The 23,731-nt window shown below is 30.6% G+C and carries 21 protein-coding genes; 9 read left to right on the top strand and 12 right to left on the bottom strand.

Annotated features, from left to right (window positions below; translation table 11 throughout):
• Entirely contained in the window at window positions 1-270 is a 270-nt protein-coding gene (locus D6200_RS04530; protein WP_047789511.1) for a hypothetical protein, read from the top strand.
• Here the strand turns inward: D6200_RS04530 and D6200_RS04535 are convergent, their stop codons facing one another.
• From D6200_RS04535 to D6200_RS04580, 10 genes are all read right to left on the bottom strand, one after another.
• The gene (locus D6200_RS04535; RefSeq protein WP_073182943.1) at window positions 271-1,014 is read right to left on the bottom strand and encodes a LytR/AlgR family response regulator transcription factor; all 744 of its coding nucleotides are present in this window, start codon (window positions 1,012-1,014) and stop codon (window positions 271-273) included.
• Window positions 1,015-1,017: 3 nt separating this feature from the next.
• Window positions 1,018-2,523, bottom strand: a complete 1,506-nt coding sequence (locus tag D6200_RS04540) for a tetratricopeptide repeat-containing sensor histidine kinase (RefSeq protein ID WP_125064373.1) — start codon at window positions 2,521-2,523, stop codon at window positions 1,018-1,020.
• Between the two features lie 209 nt (window positions 2,524-2,732).
• Window positions 2,733-3,260 carry a hypothetical protein gene (locus D6200_RS04545; protein WP_073182948.1) on the bottom strand — a complete coding sequence of 176 codons (528 nt, stop codon included), beginning with the start codon at window positions 3,258-3,260 and terminating at the stop codon, window positions 2,733-2,735.
• A 242-nt stretch (window positions 3,261-3,502) separates the two neighbouring features.
• The gene (locus D6200_RS04550; protein WP_073182950.1) at window positions 3,503-5,995 is read right to left on the bottom strand and encodes a TonB-dependent receptor domain-containing protein; all 2,493 of its coding nucleotides are present in this window, start codon (window positions 5,993-5,995) and stop codon (window positions 3,503-3,505) included.
• Window positions 5,970-7,337 (bottom strand): HTTM domain-containing protein, encoded by a 1,368-nt coding sequence (locus tag D6200_RS04555; RefSeq protein ID WP_073182952.1) that lies wholly within the window; start codon window positions 7,335-7,337, stop codon window positions 5,970-5,972. The genes D6200_RS04550 and D6200_RS04555 overlap by 26 nt, the downstream gene beginning before the upstream one ends.
• Window positions 7,330-8,430, bottom strand: a complete 1,101-nt coding sequence (locus D6200_RS04560; RefSeq protein ID WP_073182954.1) for an imelysin family protein — start codon at window positions 8,428-8,430, stop codon at window positions 7,330-7,332. The genes D6200_RS04555 and D6200_RS04560 overlap by 8 nt, the downstream gene beginning before the upstream one ends.
• Window positions 8,431-8,535: 105 nt before the next feature.
• Window positions 8,536-9,723 (bottom strand): DUF4856 domain-containing protein, encoded by a 1,188-nt coding sequence (locus tag D6200_RS04565; protein WP_073182956.1) that lies wholly within the window; start codon window positions 9,721-9,723, stop codon window positions 8,536-8,538.
• A gap of 133 nt (window positions 9,724-9,856) precedes the next feature.
• On the bottom strand, window positions 9,857-11,416 hold the full coding sequence (locus D6200_RS04570) for a bifunctional metallophosphatase/5'-nucleotidase (protein ID WP_083574808.1): 1,560 nt from the start codon (window positions 11,414-11,416) through the stop codon (window positions 9,857-9,859).
• 37 nt (window positions 11,417-11,453) lie between these two features.
• Window positions 11,454-12,260: a hypothetical protein gene (locus tag D6200_RS04575; protein WP_047789503.1), complete on the bottom strand. Its 807-nt coding sequence runs from the start codon at window positions 12,258-12,260 to the stop codon at window positions 11,454-11,456.
• A 4-nt stretch (window positions 12,261-12,264) separates the two neighbouring features.
• Window positions 12,265-13,122 (bottom strand): hydroxymethylglutaryl-CoA lyase, encoded by an 858-nt coding sequence (locus tag D6200_RS04580; RefSeq protein WP_047789502.1) that lies wholly within the window; start codon window positions 13,120-13,122, stop codon window positions 12,265-12,267.
• Window positions 13,123-13,321: 199 nt separating this feature from the next.
• On the opposite strand from D6200_RS04580, the gene D6200_RS04585 reads away from it, so the two are divergent.
• From D6200_RS04585 to D6200_RS04600, 4 genes are read left to right on the top strand one after another with little or no spacing between them, the layout of a single operon-like run.
• Window positions 13,322-13,888 carry an RNA polymerase sigma factor gene (locus tag D6200_RS04585; RefSeq protein ID WP_231128417.1) on the top strand — a complete coding sequence of 189 codons (567 nt, stop codon included), beginning with the start codon at window positions 13,322-13,324 and terminating at the stop codon, window positions 13,886-13,888.
• Window positions 13,878-14,408, top strand: coding sequence for a hypothetical protein (locus tag D6200_RS04590; protein ID WP_047789500.1), 531 nt, complete (start codon window positions 13,878-13,880; stop codon window positions 14,406-14,408). The genes D6200_RS04585 and D6200_RS04590 overlap by 11 nt, the downstream gene beginning before the upstream one ends.
• On the top strand, window positions 14,395-15,465 hold the full coding sequence (locus tag D6200_RS04595) for a hypothetical protein (protein WP_073182958.1): 1,071 nt from the start codon (window positions 14,395-14,397) through the stop codon (window positions 15,463-15,465). Before D6200_RS04590 ends, D6200_RS04595 begins: the two co-directional genes overlap by 14 nt.
• A gap of 22 nt (window positions 15,466-15,487) precedes the next feature.
• Complete coding sequence (locus tag D6200_RS04600) at window positions 15,488-16,216, top strand: head GIN domain-containing protein (protein ID WP_073183443.1); 729 nt, start codon at window positions 15,488-15,490, stop codon at window positions 16,214-16,216.
• A gap of 70 nt (window positions 16,217-16,286) precedes the next feature.
• Here D6200_RS04600 and D6200_RS04605 read toward each other — a convergent pair whose 3' ends face one another.
• Window positions 16,287-18,926 (bottom strand): valine--tRNA ligase, encoded by a 2,640-nt coding sequence (locus tag D6200_RS04605; protein ID WP_073182960.1) that lies wholly within the window; start codon window positions 18,924-18,926, stop codon window positions 16,287-16,289.
• Between the two features lie 187 nt (window positions 18,927-19,113).
• Here D6200_RS04605 and D6200_RS04610 point away from each other — a divergent pair, with 187 nt between their 5' ends.
• A complete protein-coding gene (locus tag D6200_RS04610) occupies window positions 19,114-19,518 on the top strand; it encodes a DUF1573 domain-containing protein (RefSeq protein ID WP_047789497.1) in 405 nt (134 codons plus the stop codon).
• Between the two features lie 46 nt (window positions 19,519-19,564).
• Here D6200_RS04610 and D6200_RS04615 read toward each other — a convergent pair whose 3' ends face one another.
• Entirely contained in the window at window positions 19,565-20,905 is a 1,341-nt protein-coding gene (locus D6200_RS04615) for an aspartyl protease family protein (protein ID WP_073182963.1), read from the bottom strand.
• A gap of 158 nt (window positions 20,906-21,063) precedes the next feature.
• On the opposite strand from D6200_RS04615, the gene D6200_RS04620 reads away from it, so the two are divergent.
• From D6200_RS04620 to D6200_RS04630, 3 genes are all read left to right on the top strand, one after another.
• On the top strand, window positions 21,064-22,254 hold the full coding sequence (locus tag D6200_RS04620) for a pyridoxal phosphate-dependent aminotransferase (RefSeq protein WP_073182966.1): 1,191 nt from the start codon (window positions 21,064-21,066) through the stop codon (window positions 22,252-22,254).
• Entirely contained in the window at window positions 22,255-23,265 is a 1,011-nt protein-coding gene (gene murB, locus D6200_RS04625) for a UDP-N-acetylmuramate dehydrogenase (RefSeq protein WP_073182968.1), read from the top strand.
• 114 nt (window positions 23,266-23,379) lie between these two features.
• A complete protein-coding gene (locus tag D6200_RS04630) occupies window positions 23,380-23,586 on the top strand; it encodes a membrane or secreted protein (protein WP_073182971.1) in 207 nt (68 codons plus the stop codon).
• Window positions 23,587-23,731 lie beyond the last annotated feature (145 nt).

Consider the following 23,731-nt stretch of genomic DNA (forward strand, 5'->3'; position numbering starts at 1 on the left):
ATGAACTCTATAGACTGGAACAATATAGCTAAAGAAGCTGCTTCACAAACTGATGCTGAGTTTAACAAACAATTGGCTAGTTTAACAAACCTAAAGCTTAGCGAAGTGGATGCTTTTATTAAGGAAAGTAAAATTACCAATGCAAACGCCATAAAAACACTTAAACTTATTGATGATGCTACTATTAGTAATAATGAAAAAGCCAAAGCTATTTCTAATATTGAAAATGGCTTTGGCTTTGTTATAAGTTTAGTTTCTAAAGTGGTATAACTACCTAAAAATTGTATTGTCTTTTATAAATGCTGTTTTGTAACGCTCACTAAAGAGTATTTTTTCATCATTATCTAAGACAATAAGATTATCTTCAAAGTAAATTTCTTTGATTTTCTTTACGTTAACTAAGTAATTTCTATGCACTTGTCTAAAATCTGGATTAGATAGCATGTCTTTTAGCTTGGTTAGCGATAACTTTATTAGATAATTTCCTGAGTCACAAATTAAGCTACAGTATTTTTCTTTTACTTCTACATAATTAATAGCAGCTACATCTACTTTAACCACGCTTCTTTTCTTCTTTATAAATAAAAAAGACGGACTTATTACACCATTGTTTGATGCTAAACTAATACTGTTGTTTTGTTGATAACACGACTCAATTGCCAATTCTAAAGAAAATAACAATTCTAGTTTGTTATATGGTTTTAGAAGATACACTAACGGATTGGTTAGTTTTGCTTCATCAAAAATTTCTCTTCCTTGCATACTTGTTAGGAATAAAAAAGGCACATTAATTCCTTCTTTATTCAAACGGTGTGCTAACGAAATTCCGTCTGGTCTTCCGTTTATCATGATGTCTAAAATAATAACATCAAAAAAGCGATTTCTAATTAGCTTTTCTGCTTCTACCGCATTTTTTGCTAATGATACTTCGTAGTCATTATCTTCTAAAAAAGAAGAAAGTTCTAAAGCTTCTTCTTCTAAGTCTTCTAGCAATAGTAATTGTAGTTTTTTCATAATTTATGCGCTTGCGTTGGGTAACAAAATTCGTATAGTTGTCCCCACTTCCAACTCACTATCTATGAGTAATTTTCCATTATTCTTTTTAATAAGTGTTTGACATAGTAACATACCTAGCCCTACGCCCTCAGATCTGTTAATTTTGTCAATACTTAAGTCTTCTAATCCTTTTATTTTTGCTAGTTTTTCTTCTGAAATTCCAAAACCTGTGTCTTTAATCTTAATTACACTAAATTCTTCAGAGTCGTTATAGGTTTTTACTTCAATCTTGCCGTTTTCTCCTGTGTATTTTAGTGCATTATCTAACAAATTTCTCAATACTATTTTTAAGGACTCTTTGTCTGCTTTTACCAAAATAGTAGCTTCTAACTTTGTCGTTAGTGCAATGTTTTTAGCTTCTGCAATTTCTTCAAAGTTATAAACAGCCTGTTCTACCAACGGTTTTAAAGGATATTCTTCTGCTTTAAACGATAACTGATTGTTTTGCTCTAACGACCAATGCAATACGTTGTTTAATAAATGACTCGTGCTTTCAGTTAACGCAATCGCGTTGTTGGTCGTTTCACTTACCGCATCGTATTCTTTGTTTTTTAACTGTCGTTTTAACTTTTCGTGTTGTCGTTTAATTGTATTTATTGGTGAACGTAAATCGTGAGATACTACAGAAAACAAATAGTCTTTCGTTTTGTTAGCTACGTTTAACTCTTCCTTTTGTTGGGTAATAAACCTATTTTTACTTTTTAACTCTCTATAAAAATAGCCTAAAAACCCGAGAAAAACTAATAATCCTGAAGCTCCAATTACTAAACTCTTTTGCACTACCGCTTGACGTTTTAGCTGTTCTTCTTGTAAAACGATTTCTTGTTGCTTTTGAGCTACGGCTAATTGTTTGTCTTTTTCTGTAAGCTCCCAAATTTTATCGCGGTTCCAAATAGAGTCTTTCCAATTACCATATTCCATATAATACTCTATACTTTTTTGGTAGTTTTTTCTATTCTTCTCCACAACCGCCATGTTTCTCACGGATATTTGTTTAAGATTAAAATCTGAATACAATTTGGACAAATCATAAGCCTCTTGAAATAAAGGAATTGCCTTATCATCTAAATATTGATTATAGTATAGGTTTGCTAAATCTATTTTGGCTCTAATTATTGCAGCAGTATCTTTCTTCTTTATTAGAGAAACTTCTTTCAAAAAATATTCGTTAGCTTTTCCAAAAGCTCTTTTTTGTAAGAAATTAACTCCTAAATTATGGTAAATGTTCTTTTTCCTAAAAGGCTCTGGTTTTTTCTCTAAAGCTTTTTGATAGTGAACTATTGATTTATTATACTCTTTTAAACTTAAGTATACACTTCCTAATAAGACTTGTTTTTCTAAAATATTCTCCTCTTCATTTGTTATTGAATGTAAACTTTGTAATGCTTTTTTATAAAAACCTTTTTTATAAGCACTATAGGCTTGCATAAAATTAATATAAGCAATCTCTTCGGCTTTATTTGTCAATAACAAAGCTTTACTACTATAAGCATAACAGGAATCATATTGTTTTTCTTTATAAAAACTTAAGGCCTTGCAAAAAGTTTCATTCTTATATTTTTGGCATATAGTATGACCTCTCTCAATAAAAACCTTGTTTTTCTTTTTAGGCCCTTCATTAACCTGAAAGAAAAACAGAGTTATTATTCCTATGACAGAACTTAATTTGCTCAAAATTAAAATTCTGTTGGTGGTTCTGTTTCTGCTGGTGCTGTAACTGTTCCTCTATCTGTGATAGGTCCCTCATTCACATCTTTCAAAACTGGATTAGTATTGTTATTCCTAACAAGAATCATGTCCGCTAATTCAGTTCCTTCTCCCAATTCATAAGTATATTCTATATAATATAAATCATATTGACTGGCCACTTGATCACAATTAAAATCTACTCTAAAATCTCTACAACTTACCATATTATACCCTCCTTCTTTATTTGGGATTTGAACTGGAATAATTCCATAATAGTTTAAATAGATTTCATTTCCTTGTAGTTGTAAACCAGTGGTATTTTCAATTGGCTTCAAAGGGTTATCTGGTAAGTATGCTAAAACCGTTACAGTAAAAGGGTTACTTGTACTACCTTCAAGACCTGACATGTTAACTAAAGGTCCTTTTGGTACATTATCAACACTAATATTAGTGTCAAATTTTCTAAAGTCTTTTAATGTTAATGTAACTCCGTTAACGTTTACTGGGTTTCCCATGTTTTTATAATTTTAATTTGGTTATTGGCTAAATTTACAATTATAAAAAGAAAAGAAAAAATAGTTTGTTAATAATTTATAGAGGAGTATCTAGATAAATACTCCTCTATAAAACTCCTAGTTCTTCCGCTAGCAAAGCAAATATTATTAATAGTTTTCGAAAGCCTTTATTAACACGATAAAGCCGTTATATTAATACCATGTAACTAAAAAAGGGAGAAACCGAAGCTTCTCCCTTTATTTTAAATCTTGAACTGTAATGTTACATACCAGTTTCTAGGAGATGATGGTATAATACCTGGTCCAGGATATCCTGTTGCCCTACGTGTAAAGTATTTTTCGTCTAACAGGTTGTTAACTCCTGTTTCTAGCTTCCATTTTTTATACGAATATGAAAAAGAAGCATCTACAATTGTATATGCTGGTATAGGACCTATTGTTCCGTAACTAGGATGTGTGCTATCTACTGTTGCATGTGTAGCATCTGTTTGTTGCTCAGACAAATGCGTTAACTGTAAGCTACTTAAAAAGTTTTTATATCCAAACTTCACTCCTGTTTTTAAGTTTAGGTTCGGTATAAACTCTACTTGATTTCCTATTACTGATTTTTCTAATGAATCTGTATATTCTGATTGTGTTAACGCTAGGTTTACATAGGTATTTAGCACGTAGTTTGATGGCAACTTAAATACATTTGCCAAACTAACATCTGTAAAACCTTCAAAACCATAAATAAAAGCGTCTCCTACATTAGTTCTTAACCTGTCTCCTGCATCGGGTCCGCTACTTACCCAAAAAATTCCGATTCTTTTGTTGTAAAATAGTCCAAATCCGCTTAGGTCGTAGGTTACTATGTTTTTAATTTTTCCTCTTATTCCAATATCTGCTGTGCCTCCTTCTTCATCATCTATGTTTTCATCTACTTTAAAAGTAGGACTTACCGTACGGATGTCATTAAAGGTTACTGAACGGTAGTTTTGAGAAGCATTTGCATAAATTTCTAACTTTGTCGAGGGTTTATAACTTGCTCCAATACCAAATAAAGCAAAGCTTCTTTCTTTTGTTCTATCGTCTCTAAACGTATTAATTCCGTTAGGTAACGGCACTCCGTTTTGTAGATCTTCATTATTCCACAATACTGTTTTATAATCTCCGTTACTTCCTGTTTTTATGTATTCTAATCTAAATCCAGGAGTTATTGAAAATTTATCTGATAGTTTAAAAATATGTTCTCCAAATAATGCTACGTTCGTATTGGGGAATTTAAAATTAGATGAGGCATAGGCATCTACATCTGCAAATGTAAAGTTTGCATCTACACCATTAGATCCTGCTCCTTGTTCTTCTGAATTATTTGCTTTGTAATATTTTACACCCAATAAGTAAGTATTCTTTTGCCCTCTAAAATCATAGTTTGATAAAAAGCGAATTTCTGTTCCCCAGTTTTTATATTGTCCGTTAATTAAATCTCTCGTAGCATAATTTCCATCTGCAAAAGGTTCATCTACATACGTTATAGGACTTACATTACTTGATTTATAATTTCCTCTAAACCCTATGGCTTTTCTCGAAGCATTTAACCCAAATAAGTTAACACTTAGGCGCGTGTCTTCTGTAAAATTATGGTCTAGTTTTACCGTCCACAAATTCCAGTTTACACGAAACCAGTTTCTTGATCTGTTACTTTGAAAAGGATCTTCATTAAACATTTTATCATTTAACCCTCCTGCTTGTTTAGCTAAATAATTTAAATATGTTGCCTCTACTGTTAAAGTTGTTTTTTCTGATAGTTTATGATCTACATGACCATAAATATTTATTGAATTAAATTCTGAATTTGGTCTAAAACCATCTCCTCGTTTATAATTTATGTAACCGTAATAACCTGTTTTATCAACTGTACCTCCAACACTGTTAAAAGAATTGAAAAGACCGAAAGATCCTGTAGATTGTCTTGTTATGAACTCAAATTCTTTACTCTTATTAGGTTCATTAAATTTAAAATTTAATAAGCCTCCAAATTGTGTTCCGTATTGTAATGATGCAGCTCCTCTAACAATTTGTATTTCTTGCAAGGCCTCTGCTGGGGGTGTATAATAGCTTTCTGGATATCCTAATACATCTGCACTAATGTCGTAACCGTTTTGTCGTGTATTAAAGTTTGATGTTCTGTTAGGATCCAAGCCTCTACCTCCAATATTTAACTGTAATCCTGCATCGTCATTTTCGTAAATATTGAGTCCAACTACTTGACTGTATATTTGGCGTGCGTTATTAGCTGCTTTGTTTCCTACTGTTTGGTCTAATAAAACTACCTCTGTTTTTTTTCCTTCGTAAATGGCAGTTCCTTCTACTGCTTTTAATCTTTTTAAACTAAATACTTTTCTTAGTCTTTGATTGATAATTACTTCTGATAATTCTTCATCTAACTTTAAAAGTGTTATGTTTTCTACAATATTTTTATTTGTAATAGTTAGTGCATGTTCTTTTATTTCGAAATTGTAAGAAAAGAATACCAATGAATAGTTTCCTGATTGCAATGGTTGGGTTTTATAATTTCCTTGAGCATCTGATATTGCTAACTTTCCGCCTGAAGCATCAAAAACTTCAACATTATTAATAGGGTTTCCTTTTTCATCAATTATTTTTCCTGAAATGGTATATTGTGCTACTACTGTTTGCACAGCTAAAAATAAGGTAAAAATAATGCTACAGGCCTTTAATTTTGATTTCATGATTAAATGGTATAATCCAATTTTTATGTTTAAAACTTTCTTTTTGTTGATATAAATCTACTTTTGGATCTATAAATTGTGTGCTAAGTCGACCGTTTAATGTTACATAACTATCTACATACACTTTAGGGTTTTTCATTCCTTTTTTCTTGTAGGTGTCTCCTAAAAAATGAGCAAATTCAAGTATAAAATCTGATTGAAAACTCATTTGTTTTTCTTGTAATGTTGTTAAATAATCGCTATTATCAATATATACTTGCTTTTTTGTTTCTTCATCAATTATTTTAAACTCTGCATAGCCTGCTTTTTCTGTTAACATGACACGCCAAGAAAAACGGTATCCTTCTTCAGTCCAAAATAACTCTCCGGGGTACAACAAATACCTAAAAGGAATAATTATTTGCAGTACAAAAAATAGTATTAAAAATTTTCTTGTTAATGTTAGTTTTTGAGTAGTTACTAAGGTTTTTCCTTGATCGAAATAATCCTTAGAAATTCTAAATATGGCTGCTATGGTATTTAGTATTTTATGATGTAGCTTTGGATTGAAAAATATAATGGTTGAGACAATCATTATATAAGGAAACATTCCTATTGAAAATAATATTCTTGTAAATACATGAAATATAATTACTGCAATAAACGCTATTGTGCGTGTTCGTTTATTTAATAATAAGAAAGGTATTGTTAAATCGTATATAGCTCCTGCCCAACTCATAGCAAAGTGAAACCATGTTTTAACCATTAAAAAACCTACTAACGGTAAATTGTTTTGTACAGGTAACCATATATTTAATGGTGATGCTCTAAACAACCAATCAGAATTTAGTTTTGCTAATCCTGCATAAAAATATACAATACCTAATAGTAACTTTATAGCATCTATAGTCCAATTAGGTATTTTTTGATAGGCTATTTTCTCGTTTTGTTTTGCATCTACAGAAAAATAAGCATTTGCTGGTAAAAAAATTAGAATAAATGCTACTAAACTTACAAAGTAATAATGGTTTAAATAATAGCTTTTATCCATTAATTCTATGTAGGTAAAGCTTAAAAAAAAAGTAATTGCTGCTGCTCTATACTTATAACCTAACATTATAAATAGTGCAGCTATTGCACAAATTAAAAATAATAAATAAGTGTAGTTACCAAATGGTTTTATATACTCGAATCCGTAGTATGAAAAGAAAAATTTTGGTTTTATATACTGTTCTTCTATCCATCCGTTTAACCAAAAACGTAGTATGCTACAAAACATCATAAAACCAAAAAAAATACGAAATACTGCAAGTGGAGCAGCTTCCGTATTTTTTTTGAAATATTTTTGTAATGTATTAATCATTATCAGCGTCGCTCGAAGTATTTTTAATACTCATAGCACTCATCATATCTGGTTTAAAGTTTTTTAATACTGTTTGCATAGCCTCATAAGTATTTAAAAACACGTTTTTGTCATTTTGAATTTGATCTGTAAAATCATCTTTTAATAAACTTGCCTTATCTTCTAAATTTGTAAAGTTTGTGTTTATTAAATCTGCTAAATCTTTTCTTTTTAGAAATTCAAGATATTGCTGTAAACTTTTACCGTTATTTCCATTATAACCTATTCCTTTATAAAAGTTTTTTGTAGCTGTTAATGCGGTTATAAATAATTCTTTAGAAATGTCTTTTTTATAAAATCCTTCAACCAAGGTTACATCTGGTATACCTGTTCTTGCTCCTGATGGATTAGCTATTTTAGGGTCTCTTAATTGTTTTTCAAAAAAAGCTACAACATAAAAGTTTACTAATTTATCTACACTACTTGATATTGAATATCCATCATTTTCAATAAAAGTTTGCTTGTAACCTCCGTTCCAATCATCCTTAACTTCTTTGGATAAATTATAAACTCTGTTGCTTACATCTTTTAAGTATTGTTTATACTTAGCTGCATTTTCTGCTGTTGTGTAAAAAGTTACAGTTTCCTCATCAGTCCCTTTCCCGTTAAGTAAATAGTCTAAAGCTGGAAAACCTTGTACACTTATTAAATTAGGTGACTCTAGGTTATAAGTCCCTGACTTAGCATAATCATCTAATTGAGTAGCGTTAGTTGGTATTGTGTTCATATAACCAACCATGTTTATCTCTTGAGCCTTACCTACTTGATATAAAGAAACTTTTTGCCAAGTTACGTAAGCATTTTTCCAAGCAGTTCTTGCTTCAACTAAATTAGCTGTGCTTACTGTTGTTGTAAATTTATTTATTGCTTCGTTTAATAATTGTGTTTTCTCTACAAAATCATTGTATCCTGGAATAATCATTTGATCAGCCCAAAAAGTCAACATCTCTTTTCTATTAAAATCATCTGGGTTTGATGTACTAGGATTATCGCTACTACTTGAGCTACATGCAACGATTAAAGAAAGTACACATATGTATACGATTTTTTTCATTTTGTCTTAATTAATTTTTTATTAATCTAAATAAACACGCAAAAATAAAAAAAAATAGCCATGTAACTATACATGGCTATTTTAATTTATCTTAATTTAATGGTTTTAATCATTTAAACTAACTACATCTTCTGTTGTGAATCCAAAATAGGTTCCTAATCTAGATGCAATTTGGTCCAATTGATCGTCTGTAATAGACCATAAACCATTATCAGCTTCTAACATTGCGATAGTTCCTGCTATTTGGTTTTTTTCAACTTGTTGTCCATTAATTTCAACAAATCTTAAAGATTGTAAAAAACCGTATGCTTCTGATAATGCATGTAAACTATTTGCATCTTTAGCTCCTTTTCCTTTTAATAGGTAATGTGCAGCCATAACCCCTATTACTTTAGATACTGATGCTCTAATAGTTTCAGCTTGCTTGCTTGCTAATTCATAATCATTAGCATCTACTGCTGCTCTTCCTAATTTGAATGCATTATAAACATCATCAAAAATTCCTTTAAACTTACTATCATTATCAACACTTTTAATATATGAGTTTAGGAAGCCTTTTCTGTCGTCTAAAGAATTAACTGGTTTTGCAGGATCTTCTTCTAAACCAAATAAATACCCATAAGCTTCATCCCAACCATGTTGTAAAGCTGTATAATTTTTGGTATCATCTCCTTTGTATGGTTTTCCTGCTTCATGATCTGCTTTATTATCATCAATAAATTTTTGAGAAACATACTTGTTTATCATTTGATCTGCAATCACAGAACCTATTAATGTTTTAGCTACTGCTTGATTATACTCAACTCCTTTAGCACTTACATGAACTGTTCTACTACCTGTAGTTAATTTTCCTGCTGTACCAGCAGCAGCATCTGTATTCCAGTTAGCATATACCTCTGTTGCATGATCTTTAATCCATCCATCCATTTTTAGCCTTAACTCATCTGTTTCAACAGCATCTACGTTAGAGTTTGTAGCTGAAGCCACTGTACCTCTAAGTTTTTTTCCTGAAGTGTTTAATGATGCATCTTCAAACCCTGTACCATCTTTAAACATTTCTTCTAACTGAGCCTGAGTTTTAACGTTATCTTCAAGTGCATCCTTTAACTCTTTAGCCATTTTTAAACGTGCTACTTGTCCTGAAAAACTAACGTTGGATTTATTATCTTTTCCATTAAAAGCGTAGGTAGCTGGAGCTTCCACTGGTGGTTTTACATCATTATCATTATCGTCTGAACAAGATGTAAATACTAGAGCTGATATAGCTAACATTGAAAGAAATACTCTTTTCATTTTATTTAGATTAAGTTTTAATTAAATTTACTGGCAAATTTATGTAAGAAATTTATTTTACCAAATCTTATTAAGACTTATTTTAAATAATTTTTAACATATTTTACTTAGTTACACATGAAGTAAAATTAATCTATTTATTTTTTTCAAAAAGGTTTACAACGGCTTTACGGATATCATAAGCCATTTCATCTTTTTTTGGTTTATAAATATGCATTACATCTTTACTTTTATTTGAAAGTATAGGTATATCAAGACCTCTCAATAAATAATCTGAAAAAGCAACTGTATAGTTTTTATCTTCTTGAAGTTTTCCTTTTTTAAGAATCCATTTTCCGTTTTCTTTCTTAGCATTAAATCGTTGTAAGTAGGCACCTGTTCCTGAAGCAGCTTCTCCAAAGTCCAACACTTCTTTTAATAGACTTCCTTTGATTTCTACTTTTAAAACTTCACCTCCATAAGGCAAAACTCTGAAAATATCAACGGCATTTATATCTCCTGCTAGTACATCATCTATCCTAACAGAACCTCCGTTTACTAATGCACAGTCAACTTCGTTATTGTATGCTAAACTCATAGACTCAGCTATAATCTTACCCATATTTGTTTGAACACTTCTAATAGTACTTTCTCTTGCATCAAGAGGTTCTTTAGCTGTATATATAACTTCATAAGGATTAGAAACTACTTCTTGAATTTTACTTTGTAAAACAACCTGCCATTTATCAACTACAGCTTTTACTTTTTTATTTGAAATTATCGAATCGTTAATCTCTTTTAACTCTGACTTAAATTGAGTTTTCTTAGTTGCTGGATCATATTCAAATCTATGAATATAGACCGTTTTAGCATTTGCATCTGCTTTGGTAATTACTACCTCTCCTACTTTATCGTAACTATTGGTATGCTCATGTCCGCCCATTATTAAAGGTACATTAGGTAATAGTTTTGCTATTTCTTTGTCTTGAGTTAGCGAAGCATGGGTTAACCCAATAACTATATCAACATTATCTTTAATCTCATTATATGCCCGCTTTATTTCTTCGTACATATCTCCATAATATACATAACTCTTAGGGTTGGAAGGTATACAAACACTTATAAAACCTACTTTTAATTTTGTACCATCTGGATTTACAAATTCTCTTATATAAGAATCTTTTAAACTATGTTTTTCTCCATCAATTATTTTATGAAAATACGAGTGTTTACCATCTATGTTATGCAAAACATTAGCAGAAATCCATTCAAATTTACTCTCGTTTAATCTCGCTTGTAAGTGTGTGTAACTTAAATCGAATTCATGATTACCAAAAGCAACTAAATCAAAATTCATAGCATTCATAACTTCTACCATTTGTTTTCCTCTTACTCGTTCTCCATTATACTTCATTGTTCCAAGCAAAGAAGGTGATAAAAAATCTCCTGCCAACACTAACATTGTTTGTTCATTTTCTTTAAGTAAGTCTTGGTGTACGGTTTCCACCCGTGCCATTCCGCCATATTTATCTCCTTGTATTGGCGCTATTTCATAAACATCATTTAACTGAAGTATTGTAAAGTACGTTTTATCGGCATCTTTTGTAAACTGATATTTGTTTGTAGAAGCATTAGCTGTTTTTTTATTTAAATTACAACTAACTATAAACAATAAGATTATGGGAAATACTAAAAGAATTCTAACTTGTTTCATTTGATTTTACTTTGATAAAGAAATCAAATTTACAAATTTAGTGAAGATATTGACGTGTGTTTTGCCTAATCATTTTTCTGTATTCTACCAATTCAGGGAATTGATAAAAGAAATTTATTTTTTTATGTGCTATAGTTCTAGGCTTCTTTATTTTAGGCCTTAACACAAAAGCTGTCCAGCTTTCTACGATGTCTTCTTCTGGACTTTCTGCTGCATAGTCTGTAAGAAACTCTGTTCTGTTATTTAAATATAAATCATATAGTTTTTCTACACAATTTGCCTCTGTATAACAGTATTTTCGTTGAATAACATCCCAACGGTTTAAAAGGGCTCCTTTCCAAAAAATATTAACAAACCTGTTAATATAACTATCTTTATAAGCCTCTCCCTCATGAGTTAAATATAACTCTCCTTCTTCTTGCTTTCTTTTATTCGTTGGCCTTATTTGAGTTCTATTAAGTGTTAACAAATGTCCAAACTCATGAACTAAGGTATAAACAGACTCGTGTAATCTTCTTTTATCTTTAGTTTCAAAGTTTACATCTCTAATATCAATTTCTAATTGCCATTTATCATTTTTTGAACTCAAAGCTACTAAAGCACCTGTTTTTTCATCAACCCCATCTGTCATTAAAACAATACGCTTTATATATTTTTGAGTGAGCTCTTTTGGAAAAATTCTATTAAACTCACTCCAATAATAAGAAGCTAATTCATCACTTACAGAATGATTTTTAATTATTTTATTGCCTTTCACGTCCCATACTCCTATTCTTTCACTATCAACAGATTGAGAAAAAGCTGAAATAAAGAAAAAAAGAAAAACAATATTTAATTTCATCATTTTTTTAAAAAACTTCTAGGGCTTTATTATATGCACTTTCAAAACTCATTGGTTTTATATTAGTTATTACTTTATTTGATGTAAAGTAAGATAACAATTTCTCCGTAGGCATATTACCTGTTAAATCATCTTTAGCCATTGGACACCCCCCATACCCTTTAATAGCTCCATCAAAACGTCGACAACCTGCCTTAAATGCACTATCAACTTTTTCGTGCCACTTAATTGGTGTAGTATGTAAATGAGCTCCAAATTCTATTTGAGGGTAACTTGGTATTAGATTTGAGAATAAATAATCTATATCTTCAGGTGTTGAGCTTCCAATTGTATCTGACAAAGATAATATTTTAACACCAAACGACGAAAGTTTTTCGGTCCATTCTCCAACTATCTCAACACTCCAAGGATCTCCATACGGATTTCCAAATCCCATTGACAAATAAGCTACGACCTCTTTATTTGTTCGATTAGCAATGGCTAATACCTCTTTTAGGGTATCTATAGATTGATCAATTGTTTTGTGCGTGTTCCGCATTTGAAAGTTTTCTGATATTGAAAAAGGGTATCCTAAATAATCTATTTCTTCAAATTGTGAAGCATCATTTGCTCCTCGAACATTTGCTACAATTGCTAAAAGTTTACTTGTAGTAGTAGATAAATCTAACATCGATAAAACTTCAGCTGTATCTCTCATTTGCGGAATTGCCTTTGGTGATACAAAACTTCCAAAATCAATAGTGTCAAACCCTACTTTTAACAGTGAATTAATATACTTAGCCTTTGCCTCTGTAGGAATAAAATGACTTTTAATTCCTTGCATTGCGTCCCTTGGACATTCAATAATTTTAACACTATTCACCATTGTGTCAAATATACATATTTTGATTCATTTTTTCACTTGTCTTAATCTTCCGATCCCTAACAAAAAACAAAACACACAACACTTTAATTATCAACAAAATATCAATATAAAATTTAAAACTATAAAAAAAAAATTACTTTTATTGATGTAAACTGTCACAATTTTAAAGTTAAATTGTCTCTAGTGTAGAATGATTTTATTGGAGTCTCAACATACACATATTAACCAACTAATCGAACGCTGTAAAAAGAACGATAATGCTGCTCAGATGCAGGTTTATCAAAACTATTACAAAGCTATGTATAATACGTCATATCGTATCTTAAAAGACGAGTTTGAGGCTGAAGATTTAATCCAAGAAGCATTTTTAACTGCTTTCATGAAGTTAGATAGCTTTAAAGGTGAGGTTACTTTTGGTGCATGGTTAAAAAGAATTGTGATTAATAAAAGTTTAACCCAATTAAAGAAAGTTACTCGATATGATGAAGTACGAATGGATGTGATTCCTAGCTACGAAGTAGAAGATATTGAGATAGACTATAGTTCTTTAGAAGTTAAAAGAGTTATAAGCTGTTTGCAAAGTTTAAAGGATAATTACAGAATTGTATTGACCTTGAACCTTGTTGAAGGTTATGATTATGATGAAATCGCTCAGATATTAAATTACACCAATGAAAATGTGCGAACAACAGTATCTAGAGCAAAAAAGAAATTAAAACAAGTATTAGCAGCTAATACTAATAAAACACAAGTATATGGAGGATAAACTACATCAGTTTTTTAAAGAAAATGATTTTGATGTTTTCGAGCCTCATCAAGGACATTTAAATCGATTTCAACGAAAACTAGAGTCGCCAAAACGAGCTAAAAGACCATCTTATTTTTGGATGAGCATAGCAGCTTCAATCGTATTATTTTTAGGATTTTATCTTGGTAGTTATCAACAAAAAAACACCTATGACTTAGCTGATATTTCGCCCAAAATGGCAGAGGCTCAAAACTTTTTTGTTACAACTATAAATCAAGAATTAAAGGAAGTTGAACAATATAGGAATTTAGAAACCGAAATAGTTATTGAAGATTCTTTAAATGAAATTGAAGAGCTAGAAGACCAATACAAAACGCTCGTAAAAGAACTATCTAAAAGAGATAACAAACATCAAATCATCAGAGAAATGATACAAAATTATCAACAACGATTAGATGTATTAGAAAAACTTCTTTTACGATTAGAATTACAACAAAACCCCGCAAAATTAGAAATATTAGAAGATGAAATTATATAAAATACTTTTCCTACTGTTATTCATTCCTACTCTTTTAGTAGCTAATGATAAAAATCACGAAAAAAGCAAAAACATACGTAAAACATTTTCGGTTAACAAAAACGCAACCTTATACATTAACAATAAATATGGTAATATAAATGTAGCTACTTGGAACGAAAACAGAATAGAAATTAATGTCAAAATAACCGTTAAGGGCAATGACTTATCTAACGTTGAACGTAAGTTAAAAGCAATTAATGTTCAATTTGAAGCTACACCTAGTTTAATAGAAGCCAGAACCATTATTGAAAAAACAAAATCAAGCTGGTCTTGGTGGGGTAATAATAACACCAACTACAAAATTAACTACTTTGTTAAAATGCCAATCACCAACAATGCTGATTTAAATAATAAATACGGAAACATTGAGCTGGATAAATTAGAAGGTAAGTCTAATATTAATTGTGATTATGGTAAAATACAAATTGACCAATTATTAAATGAAACTAATAACATTAATTTAGATTACTGTGGTACTTCTGAAATTAACTTTATGAAATCAGGAAACTTAAGTGTTGACTACTCTAAGTTAACCATTCAAAAATCAGAAAATTTAAAAGTAAACGCAGATTATTCTACCATGAAAATTGGTACTGCAACCGATGTTGATTTTAATAGTGATTATGGAAGTATTTCTATAGATGATGCCTCAAACGTTAATGGTAATTCTGATTATGCTAGCATAAAAATAGGTGCTATTAGAAAAAACTTAAAAATTAATACTGATTACGGTAGTGTTAGAGTTAGAAATATTAAAAAAGGCTTTGAAAGTATTGTTATTGATGGAAGTTATGCTGGAATTAAACTTGGCACGAATAGTAATAACAACTTTACTTTTACTGTTGATTTAGGTTATGCTGGATTTGGATATCCTGAAAACTATGTAAACATGTTTAAAAGCATTAATAAATCATCTAAAAAATACTACGAGGGAACTTTTGGTAAAGGAAATTCTAATTCTACCATTACCATAAAATCTAAATACGGAGGTGTTTCTTTAAAATTAAATGATTAACCAACTTACAAATTATATTACAATGAAAAAATTAGCAATCTTATTATTATCTCTTTTTTTTAGCTTTCAAACACAAGCACAAAGCTGGTGGAATTCAAAAAAAATTAAAGGAAACGGAAACGTTACTACAGAAATTAGAAAAATCGGTTCTTTTGACAAAGTAAACATTGGAGGCTCATTTGATGTTTATTTAATTAACGGAACCGAAGGTAAAGTAACCTTAGAAGGAGAAGAAAATATTTTAAAGTATATTGAAACTGAAGTTAAAAACGGAAAATTAAATGTACACTTTAAACAAAACACCAATATTAAAGCTACAAAAAAGCTAACAGTAACTATTCCTTTTGAAAAAATTGAAGCCGTAGCTTTAGGAGGATCAGGAAATATAATTGCAAAAAAACGTATTAAGGCTGATGTAATTTCTTTTGGTTTAGGAGGTTCCGGAAATATTATAGCCAGTGTAGACGCTAATACTGTTAAAACTTCTATTGGCGGTTCCGGAAACATTAAACTAAAAGGAAAAAGTGACTACTTAAAATGTTCTATTGGTGGGTCAGGAAATATAAAAGCATACGATTTAAAAACAAGTTCTTTAAAAGCTAATATTGCTGGCTCTGGTGATATATCAGTAACCGTTAACAATAAGATTAAAGCTACAATAGTAGGGTCTGGAAGTATATATTATAAAGGAAACCCTTCAGACATAGATAAGACTTCTTTAGGCTCTGGAAATGTTATTGATAAAAATTAAAGTATCTTACTATATAAAAAGTCCGCTGTAAGTTTACAGCGGACTTTTTTATTTATTTAAAACAATTAACTTACTGTAGAGAAGCTAAACTAGCTTTAATTGTTTCAATTTTAGCTAAGGTGTCTGACTCTTTTTTACGCTCTAGGGCTATTACTTGCTCTGGTGCATTACTTACAAATCGCTCATTAGACAACTTCTTTTGAATTCCTGTTAAGAAACCTTCAGCTCTTTTTAACTCTGCATTTAGCTTAGTTATTTCTGCTTCTACATCAATGGTATCTAACGAAATCGGAACAAAATATTCATTTGATTTTACACGGAAAGATGCTGCACCTTCTACCTTTTCGGTAACATAGTTAATTTCTGAAGCATTCGTTAACTTTTGAATTACTACATCAAACTCTTTTGTAAACTTTTCGTTATTTACAACAGACAGTTCAATTGCGTCTTTAAACGAAATATTTTTATTTTTTCTAATTGTTCTAATTCCAGAAACTACACCCGTAGCAAACTCAAAATTCGTTATCAATTTTTCATTTGTTTCTCCTACTGTTGGATATTTAGCAATGATTAATGCGCTTTCTGGAGTTCTTTCAGTAATGTGTTGCCAAATTTCTTCTGTTAAGAAAGGCATAAATGGATGCAATACTTTTAAGTTATTCTCTAATACTTCTATTACAGCTTTATATGTTTTTGCATCGATTGGTTGTTGGTATCCTGGTTTAACAATTTCTAATAACCATGATGAGAAATCATCAGTAATTAACTTGTAAATTGCCATTAAAGCATCTGATAAACGATACTTACTAAAGTGATCTTCTATTTCTAACAACACTTTATTAAACTTAGCCTCATACCAAGCTAATCCTATTTTAGCCGTTTCTGGTTGAGCTAAACTTTCGTCTATTTCCCACCCTTTAATTAAACGGAAGGTATTCCAAATTTTATTAGCAAATCCTTTTCCTTGTTGGCATAAATCTTCATCAAATAATAAATCGTTTCCAGCCGCTGCACTTAATAATAACCCTACACGAACTCCGTCAGCTCCAAAATCTTCAATTAACTTTAAAGCATCTGGTGAGTTCCCTAAGGATTTACTCATTTTTCTACGTTGCTTATCACGTACTAACCCTGTTAGGTATACGTTTTCAAACGGACGTTCATCTTTGTATTCATATCCAGCAATAATCATACGTGCCACCCAGAAAAATAAAATATCTGGTCCAGTTACTAAATCATTGGTTGGATAGTAGTACTTTATTTCTTCATTTTCTGGATTACGAATTCCATCGAAAACCGACATTGGCCATAACCAAGAAGAGAACCAAGTATCTAGCGCATCTGGATCTTGTTTTAAATCTGACGCAGACAACGAAGAATTACCTGTTTTTTCTTGAGCTAATTTTACTGCATCTTCAATATTTTCAGCTACTACAAAATCTTCCTTTCCATCTCCAAAATAGAAAGCAGGAATTTGTTGTCCCCACCATAATTGACGAGAAATATTCCAATCACGGATGTTTTCCATCCAGTGGCGGTATGTATTTTCAAACTTTTTAGGGAATAACTTTACTTCTCTATCTTCTCCTAATACAGCTTCAATAGCTGGCTTTACCAACTCTTCCATTTTTAAGAACCATTGATCCGATAATCTTGGTTCAATTACCGCTTTCGTTCTTTCTGAAGTCCCAACTTTATTAGTATGAACTTCTGTTTTAATTAAGTAACCTTTCTCCTCTAATTCTTTAGATATTTCCTTTCTAACAACAAAACGGTCTTTTCCTTCATAATGTAATCCAAAAGAATTTAAGGTAGCGTCTTCATTAAAAATATCGATTACTTCTAACTTATGCTTATCTCCTAAGGTTTTATCATTTTCATCGTGTGCAGGAGTTACTTTTAAACACCCTGTACCAAACTCAACATCTACATATTCGTCTTCAATAATTGGAATTTCTCTATTACATAAAGGAACAATTGCTTTTTTACCTTTTAAATGCGTAAAACGCTCATCGCTTGGGTTGATACAAATAGCTGTATCTCCTAGAATAGTTTCTGGACGTGTAGTTGCAATAGTTACTTTTTCTTCAGAACCTACTATATCGTACTGTAAGTAATATAAATTACCTTGACGTTCTTCGTAGATAACTTCTTCGTCAGAAAGTGTAGTTTTTGCTTCTGGATCCCAATTTACCATACGATATCCACGGTAAATTAACCCTTTATTATATAGATCCACAAATACCTTAATTACTGATTCTGACAATGCAGGATCCATGGTAAATGCAGTACGTTCCCAATCACAAGAAGCTCCTAACTTTTTTAATTGATCTAAAATAATCCCTCCATACTCATTTTTCCATTCCCAAGCATGTGCTAAAAATTCTTCACGAGTTAAATCATTTTTATCAATACCTTGTTCTTTTAATTTCGCTACTACTTTTGCTTCAGTAGCAATTGAGGCGTGGTCAGTACCTGGAACCCAACACGCATTTTTTCCTTGTAAACGAGCACGACGAATTAACACATCTTGAATCGTGTTGTTTAACATATGTCCCATATGCAACACTCCTGTTACGTTTGGTGGAGGTATTACAATTGTGTATGGTTCTCGTTCATCTACTTCTGAATGAAAGTAATTGTGTTTCATCCAGTAATCGTACCATTTTCCTTCTACTTCTTTGGAATTATATTTTGATGGAATATTCATATGTTATGTGTATCTTTATGGTTAATAATTTAACATTTTTTAACCTTTGGCATTGTTTTTGAAATTCGATTAGCAAAAATACAACTATCTATGAGGTACAGAAAATTAGAGGTTGTTTTTTTAGAACTTAAAGAAATAATACTAAATTTGTAGCGGTTAATACCCTAAAAAATTAATTTTTAACATTATGAGAACAATTTTATCATTTATCGCTGTTTGCTTTATTACCTTAACAGTAAGCGCTCAAGAATTTAAATTTGAAACTGAAACTATTGACTATGGAAAAATAGCTTATGGGTCTGAAGGAAAACGCGTATTTGAATTTACAAACGTAGGTGAAGCTCCTATTATAATTAAGGATATCGTATCTCCTTGTGGATGTACAGTACCTACTAAACCTGAAGAGCCAATTATGCCTGGTAAAAAAGGACAAATTGAAGTTTCTTATGACACAAAAAGATTAGGTGGTTTTTCTAAAACTTTAACTGTTATTTCAAATGCTAAAAACAAAAGAAAAAGAGTTAAAATTAAAGGATTCATTGTAAAGGATGCAACTCCTGCCAAAGAGAAAAGTACGGTAAGCGATAGCTAAAAACTTATTATACATAAAAAAAAGCTCAACAAATGTTGAGCTTTTTTTATATTCTTTGTTCTAGCTTAAACATAAACCTTAGCCTAACACCTGCTCTTTCTGCTTCTATCTTTATTTTCTTACCTGGTTTTGTATGAAACATATCTATAATCTCATTTAAATGATATTCATGTGCTGCCTTTCCATTAATTCTCTTTATTACATCTCCAATTTGAAGACCTGCTTTAAAAGCTGGTGAATTTTCTACTACTTTATCTATTTTATACTTAGGCTTAAAACGATAAAAATATGTACTTACTAAAGAAATTACATTACTTTTTTGTGTTTGATTATTTGAACCATAAGCATCTTCAAACTTAGTCGCTCCTTTTTCTTTTATTAACTCTTGCCCATCATATATTATATGTAGACCACTCATATTATAATAAAAGCCTCTATTTAATGAAGCGTTCTTTTTCAGTATTACTCTTTTATTCGGGTAATCAAGCCATACCTTAAAACGTTTTAAAATTCCTCCGCCAATACTACCATTCCTTTCTTTAAATTGTCTGGCATTAAAGGTTGATGAAGAATCTAAAAAAGATACTGTTGGTTCACTTATTTTAAACTTTCCTATAGAAATTTTCTGAAGCCTACTTCTATTTCCATAGATAGTACCACTAAACCCCTCTCCTATTATATCTTTAAAAAACTTCTTAGGTGTTTTCAACTCTTTTTTTGTTCCCTCAAACAACCAAACTGCGTCACTACCTCCTGTATCAATTAATAATTTTACTGGTAACATTGTTGTTTTCAAAGTATCAACTTGCACATTTACATCTATGTAAGGTTTATTTCTATAAAATTGTAAAGGAAAACTTTCACATCTATTACATACATTCAGTTTATAAGTTTTAGGGTTGTAAAAATCAATACTCTTGCTAGCATAATTAATTTTGACTATAACATCTTTTAATAAATCATACCCTATAATACCGTGAATGGTTGTTCCCATTTTAGCAGAAATATCAAAAGCATCTTTCAAAATAACATATAACCCTTGATTAGAACTAGCTATATTTTTAATTCTAAAATTATTACCTCTAGAAAATAATGCTTCTACTGGAGCTCCACTCCCTAACCCCCTTATAAACACTTTTTTTACATTATTTAAACCAATACTATCTTTAGAAGTTAGATTAAATAAAATTGTCTTATTTACCCCTGTATCCAAAATAAATGATAGTTTGTGTCCATTAATTTCCAATGGAATAACGACTAAATTGTTAATTAACTGAAACTTTATCGATTGTTTATCAATCTCTTTACCTAAAAACTGAAAGTTTTGTTGAGTAAAAGCTGAAGTACTTAAAAAAAGTATAAAAAAGTATAGTAATAATCTATTCAAAAGAACTTATTTTATAGTTATATACTTAAATATACAACCTTCATTTTAGAAATTCTGGTTTTTATGATTTTTTTAACCGATTTTTTCATCGTAAACATTCTAATACTCTCAAATATATTTTGCAAATTTGCCTTTCAAACAACTAATTTAATTTAAAAATGCCATCAATTTCTAGTAAAGGAAACGCAATGCCTCAATCACCAATTCGTAAATTGGTTCCTTTTGCTGAGGCTGCTAAAAAAAATGGAACAAAAGTTTATCATTTAAATATTGGTCAACCTGATATTAAAACACCACAAGTTGCTTTAGACGCAGTAAAAAACAATAGTATTGAAGTATTATCATATGCTAGATCTGAAGGTTCAGAAGAATACAGGACTAAGCTTGCTAATTACTATGCTAAAAATGACATTCATGTAACGGCTAATAATATCATAGCTACTACAGGAGGTTCAGAGGCTTTATTATTTACTATTGGTAGTATTACCGATCCAGGAGATGAAATTATTATACCTGAACCTTTTTATGCTAACTATAATGGTTTCTCTACAGCTTCAGGTGTAAAAGTAGTTCCTGTTATTTCTAAAATTGAAAATAACTTTGCTTTACCTGCTATTGAAGATTTTGAGAAGTTAATTACTCCAAAAACTAAAGCAATTTTAATTTGTAACCCTGGGAATCCAACTGGATATTTATACAGCAAAGAAGAAATTGAAAAGCTAAAACAAATTGTGTTAAAACATGATTTATTTTTAATTGCTGATGAAGTATATCGTGAGTTTACCTATGATGGTGAAAAGCATAACTCGGTAATGGCTTTAGAAGGATTAGAACAAAATGCTATTATGATTGATTCTGTATCGAAACGTTACAGTATGTGTGGTGCAAGAATTGGTTGTATTGTTTCTAAAAATGAAGAATTTATTGGAACAGCTATTAAATTTGCTCAAGCACGTCTAAGCCCACCAACCTATGCCTTAATTGCCAGTGAAGCTGCTTTAGATACTCCTCAAAGTTATTTTGATGAAGTTATTGAAGAGTATGAGGATCGTAGAAATACCTTGATTTCTGAGTTGCAAAAAATTGAAGGAGTAAAAGTTGCCAATCCTAAAGGTGCTTTTTACTGTGTTGCTGAATTACCAGTAAAAGATACAGATGACTTTGCTCAATGGATTTTAGAAAAATTCAGCGATAATAATGAAACGGTAATGGTAGCTCCTGCAAGTGGATTCTATTCTACCGAAGGTGAAGGAAAAAATCAGGTGCGTATTGCCTATGTTTTAAACAAAGCCGATTTAAAACGTTCAGTTGAGATATTAAAAATCGCCTTAGAAAAATATAATAGTTAATTGAATATTCAAGAAAACATATCTTTAAAAGAGTACAACACGTTTGGTATTGATGTAAATGCCAAACGTTTTGTTTCTATTACTTCTGTATACCAACTACAACAGCTTTTAAAAGAGGAAAAAAATCTTTTTTTAATTTCTGGTGGTAGTAACATGTTACTTACCAAAGATATTGAAAACCTAGTTGTACATATTGATATTAAAGGAATTTCTATTGATAGAGAAAATAATAATGACATCTACATAACTGTAAATGCTGGTGAAAACTGGCATGAATTTGTGTTGTGGTGCGTTTCTCAAAACTATGGTGGATTGGAAAACTTATCTCTAATCCCTGGAAATGTAGGTACTTGTCCTATCCAAAATATTGGTGCTTACGGTGTTGAAGTAAAAGATACTATCACAAAAGTAGAAGCTGTTGAAATAAAAACAGGAAAATTAGTTTCTTTTTCTGCGGAAGAATGTCAGTTTGGATACCGTAATTCCATATTTAAAAACGAAGCCAAAGGGAAATATGTGTTAACTTCAGTAAGTTTTCAACTCACTAAAAACAATCACAAACTTAATACTTCCTACGGAGCTATTGAGTCTGAGTTAGCTTCAAAAGATATTACAAATCCAACTATAAAAGATATTTCTGATGCTGTAATCGCCATACGTCAATCAAAATTACCAGATCCAAAAGAAATAGGAAACAGTGGTAGTTTCTTTAAAAATCCAGTAATTTCAAGAGAACATTTTGAAAAACTTCAGAAAAAGTATCCTAATACTCCTAGTTATGTTATTTCTGATACTGAAATTAAAGTACCAGCTGGTTGGTTAATTGAACAAAGTGGATTTAAAGGAAAGCGTTTTGGCGACTATGGAGTCCACGAAAAGCAAGCCTTAGTCTTAGTAAATTACGGAAATGCAAAGGGAAATGAAATTTATGAATTGGCACAAAATATTCAACACACTATCAAAGAAAAGTTTAATATTAACCTAGAAATAGAGGTAAACATTATTTTATAAAATTACAATTAATTCTAACATTTTAGCCATACTTCAATTTCATTAGTATAAATTTATTTAATTTCATACAAAAAAATATGAAGTTCGTATCTTTGCAGTACAAAACAATACATCATGAAATTAATTTTTGTTACCATAGGATTATTAGCGTTAGCATTTGCTGGAATTGCCATTAAAATTTGGGCAAAAAAAGACGGAGAGTTTGCTGGTACTTGTGCTAGCCAAAACCCGATGTTAAATGAGAGTGGTGAAGCTTGTGGATTTTGTGGTAAAACTCCAGACCAGTTTGATACTTGTAGTGAACCTCAACATAATTATTAAACAAGTACCAATTAACTAATCTTTTTTAGAATTTATCACTTTACCCTTCTCTCTTACAGCAGCTACTATTTTGCAAAAGGAAGTAAAAAAATCTATGTTTAGATGTTATATCGTTCAAGATATTACTCTTCCATAACTAGAGTTA

This window comes from Tenacibaculum mesophilum (assembly GCF_003867075.1).
Classification (GTDB): Bacteria; Bacteroidota; Bacteroidia; order Flavobacteriales; family Flavobacteriaceae; genus Polaribacter; species Polaribacter mesophilus.

Excerpts from the sequence above, each read along its gene's own strand:
- D6200_RS04580 (WP_047789502.1), bottom strand. The coding sequence starts at position 13,122 with ATGGTGAATAGTGTTAAAATTATTGAATGTCCAAGGGACGCAATGCAA.
- D6200_RS04610 (WP_047789497.1), top strand. The coding sequence starts at position 19,114 with ATGAGAACAATTTTATCATTTATCGCTGTTTGCTTTATTACCTTAACA.
- D6200_RS04630 (WP_073182971.1), top strand. The coding sequence starts at position 23,380 with ATGAAATTAATTTTTGTTACCATAGGATTATTAGCGTTAGCATTTGCT.
- D6200_RS04560 (WP_073182954.1), bottom strand. The coding sequence starts at position 8,430 with ATGAAAAAAATCGTATACATATGTGTACTTTCTTTAATCGTTGCATGT.
- D6200_RS04605 (WP_073182960.1), bottom strand. The coding sequence starts at position 18,926 with ATGAATATTCCATCAAAATATAATTCCAAAGAAGTAGAAGGAAAATGG.
- D6200_RS04555 (WP_073182952.1), bottom strand. The coding sequence starts at position 7,337 with ATGATTAATACATTACAAAAATATTTCAAAAAAAATACGGAAGCTGCT.
- D6200_RS04600 (WP_073183443.1), top strand. The coding sequence starts at position 15,488 with ATGAAAAAATTAGCAATCTTATTATTATCTCTTTTTTTTAGCTTTCAA.
- D6200_RS04590 (WP_047789500.1), top strand. The coding sequence starts at position 13,878 with ATGGAGGATAAACTACATCAGTTTTTTAAAGAAAATGATTTTGATGTT.
- D6200_RS04570 (WP_083574808.1), bottom strand. The coding sequence starts at position 11,416 with ATGAAACAAGTTAGAATTCTTTTAGTATTTCCCATAATCTTATTGTTT.
- D6200_RS04620 (WP_073182966.1), top strand. The coding sequence starts at position 21,064 with ATGCCATCAATTTCTAGTAAAGGAAACGCAATGCCTCAATCACCAATT.
- D6200_RS04595 (WP_073182958.1), top strand. The coding sequence starts at position 14,395 with ATGAAATTATATAAAATACTTTTCCTACTGTTATTCATTCCTACTCTT.
- D6200_RS04545 (WP_073182948.1), bottom strand. The coding sequence starts at position 3,260 with ATGGGAAACCCAGTAAACGTTAACGGAGTTACATTAACATTAAAAGAC.
- D6200_RS04550 (WP_073182950.1), bottom strand. The coding sequence starts at position 5,995 with ATGAAATCAAAATTAAAGGCCTGTAGCATTATTTTTACCTTATTTTTA.
- D6200_RS04565 (WP_073182956.1), bottom strand. The coding sequence starts at position 9,723 with ATGAAAAGAGTATTTCTTTCAATGTTAGCTATATCAGCTCTAGTATTT.
- D6200_RS04530 (WP_047789511.1), top strand. The coding sequence starts at position 1 with ATGAACTCTATAGACTGGAACAATATAGCTAAAGAAGCTGCTTCACAA.
- D6200_RS04575 (WP_047789503.1), bottom strand. The coding sequence starts at position 12,260 with ATGATGAAATTAAATATTGTTTTTCTTTTTTTCTTTATTTCAGCTTTT.
- D6200_RS04535 (WP_073182943.1), bottom strand. The coding sequence starts at position 1,014 with ATGAAAAAACTACAATTACTATTGCTAGAAGACTTAGAAGAAGAAGCT.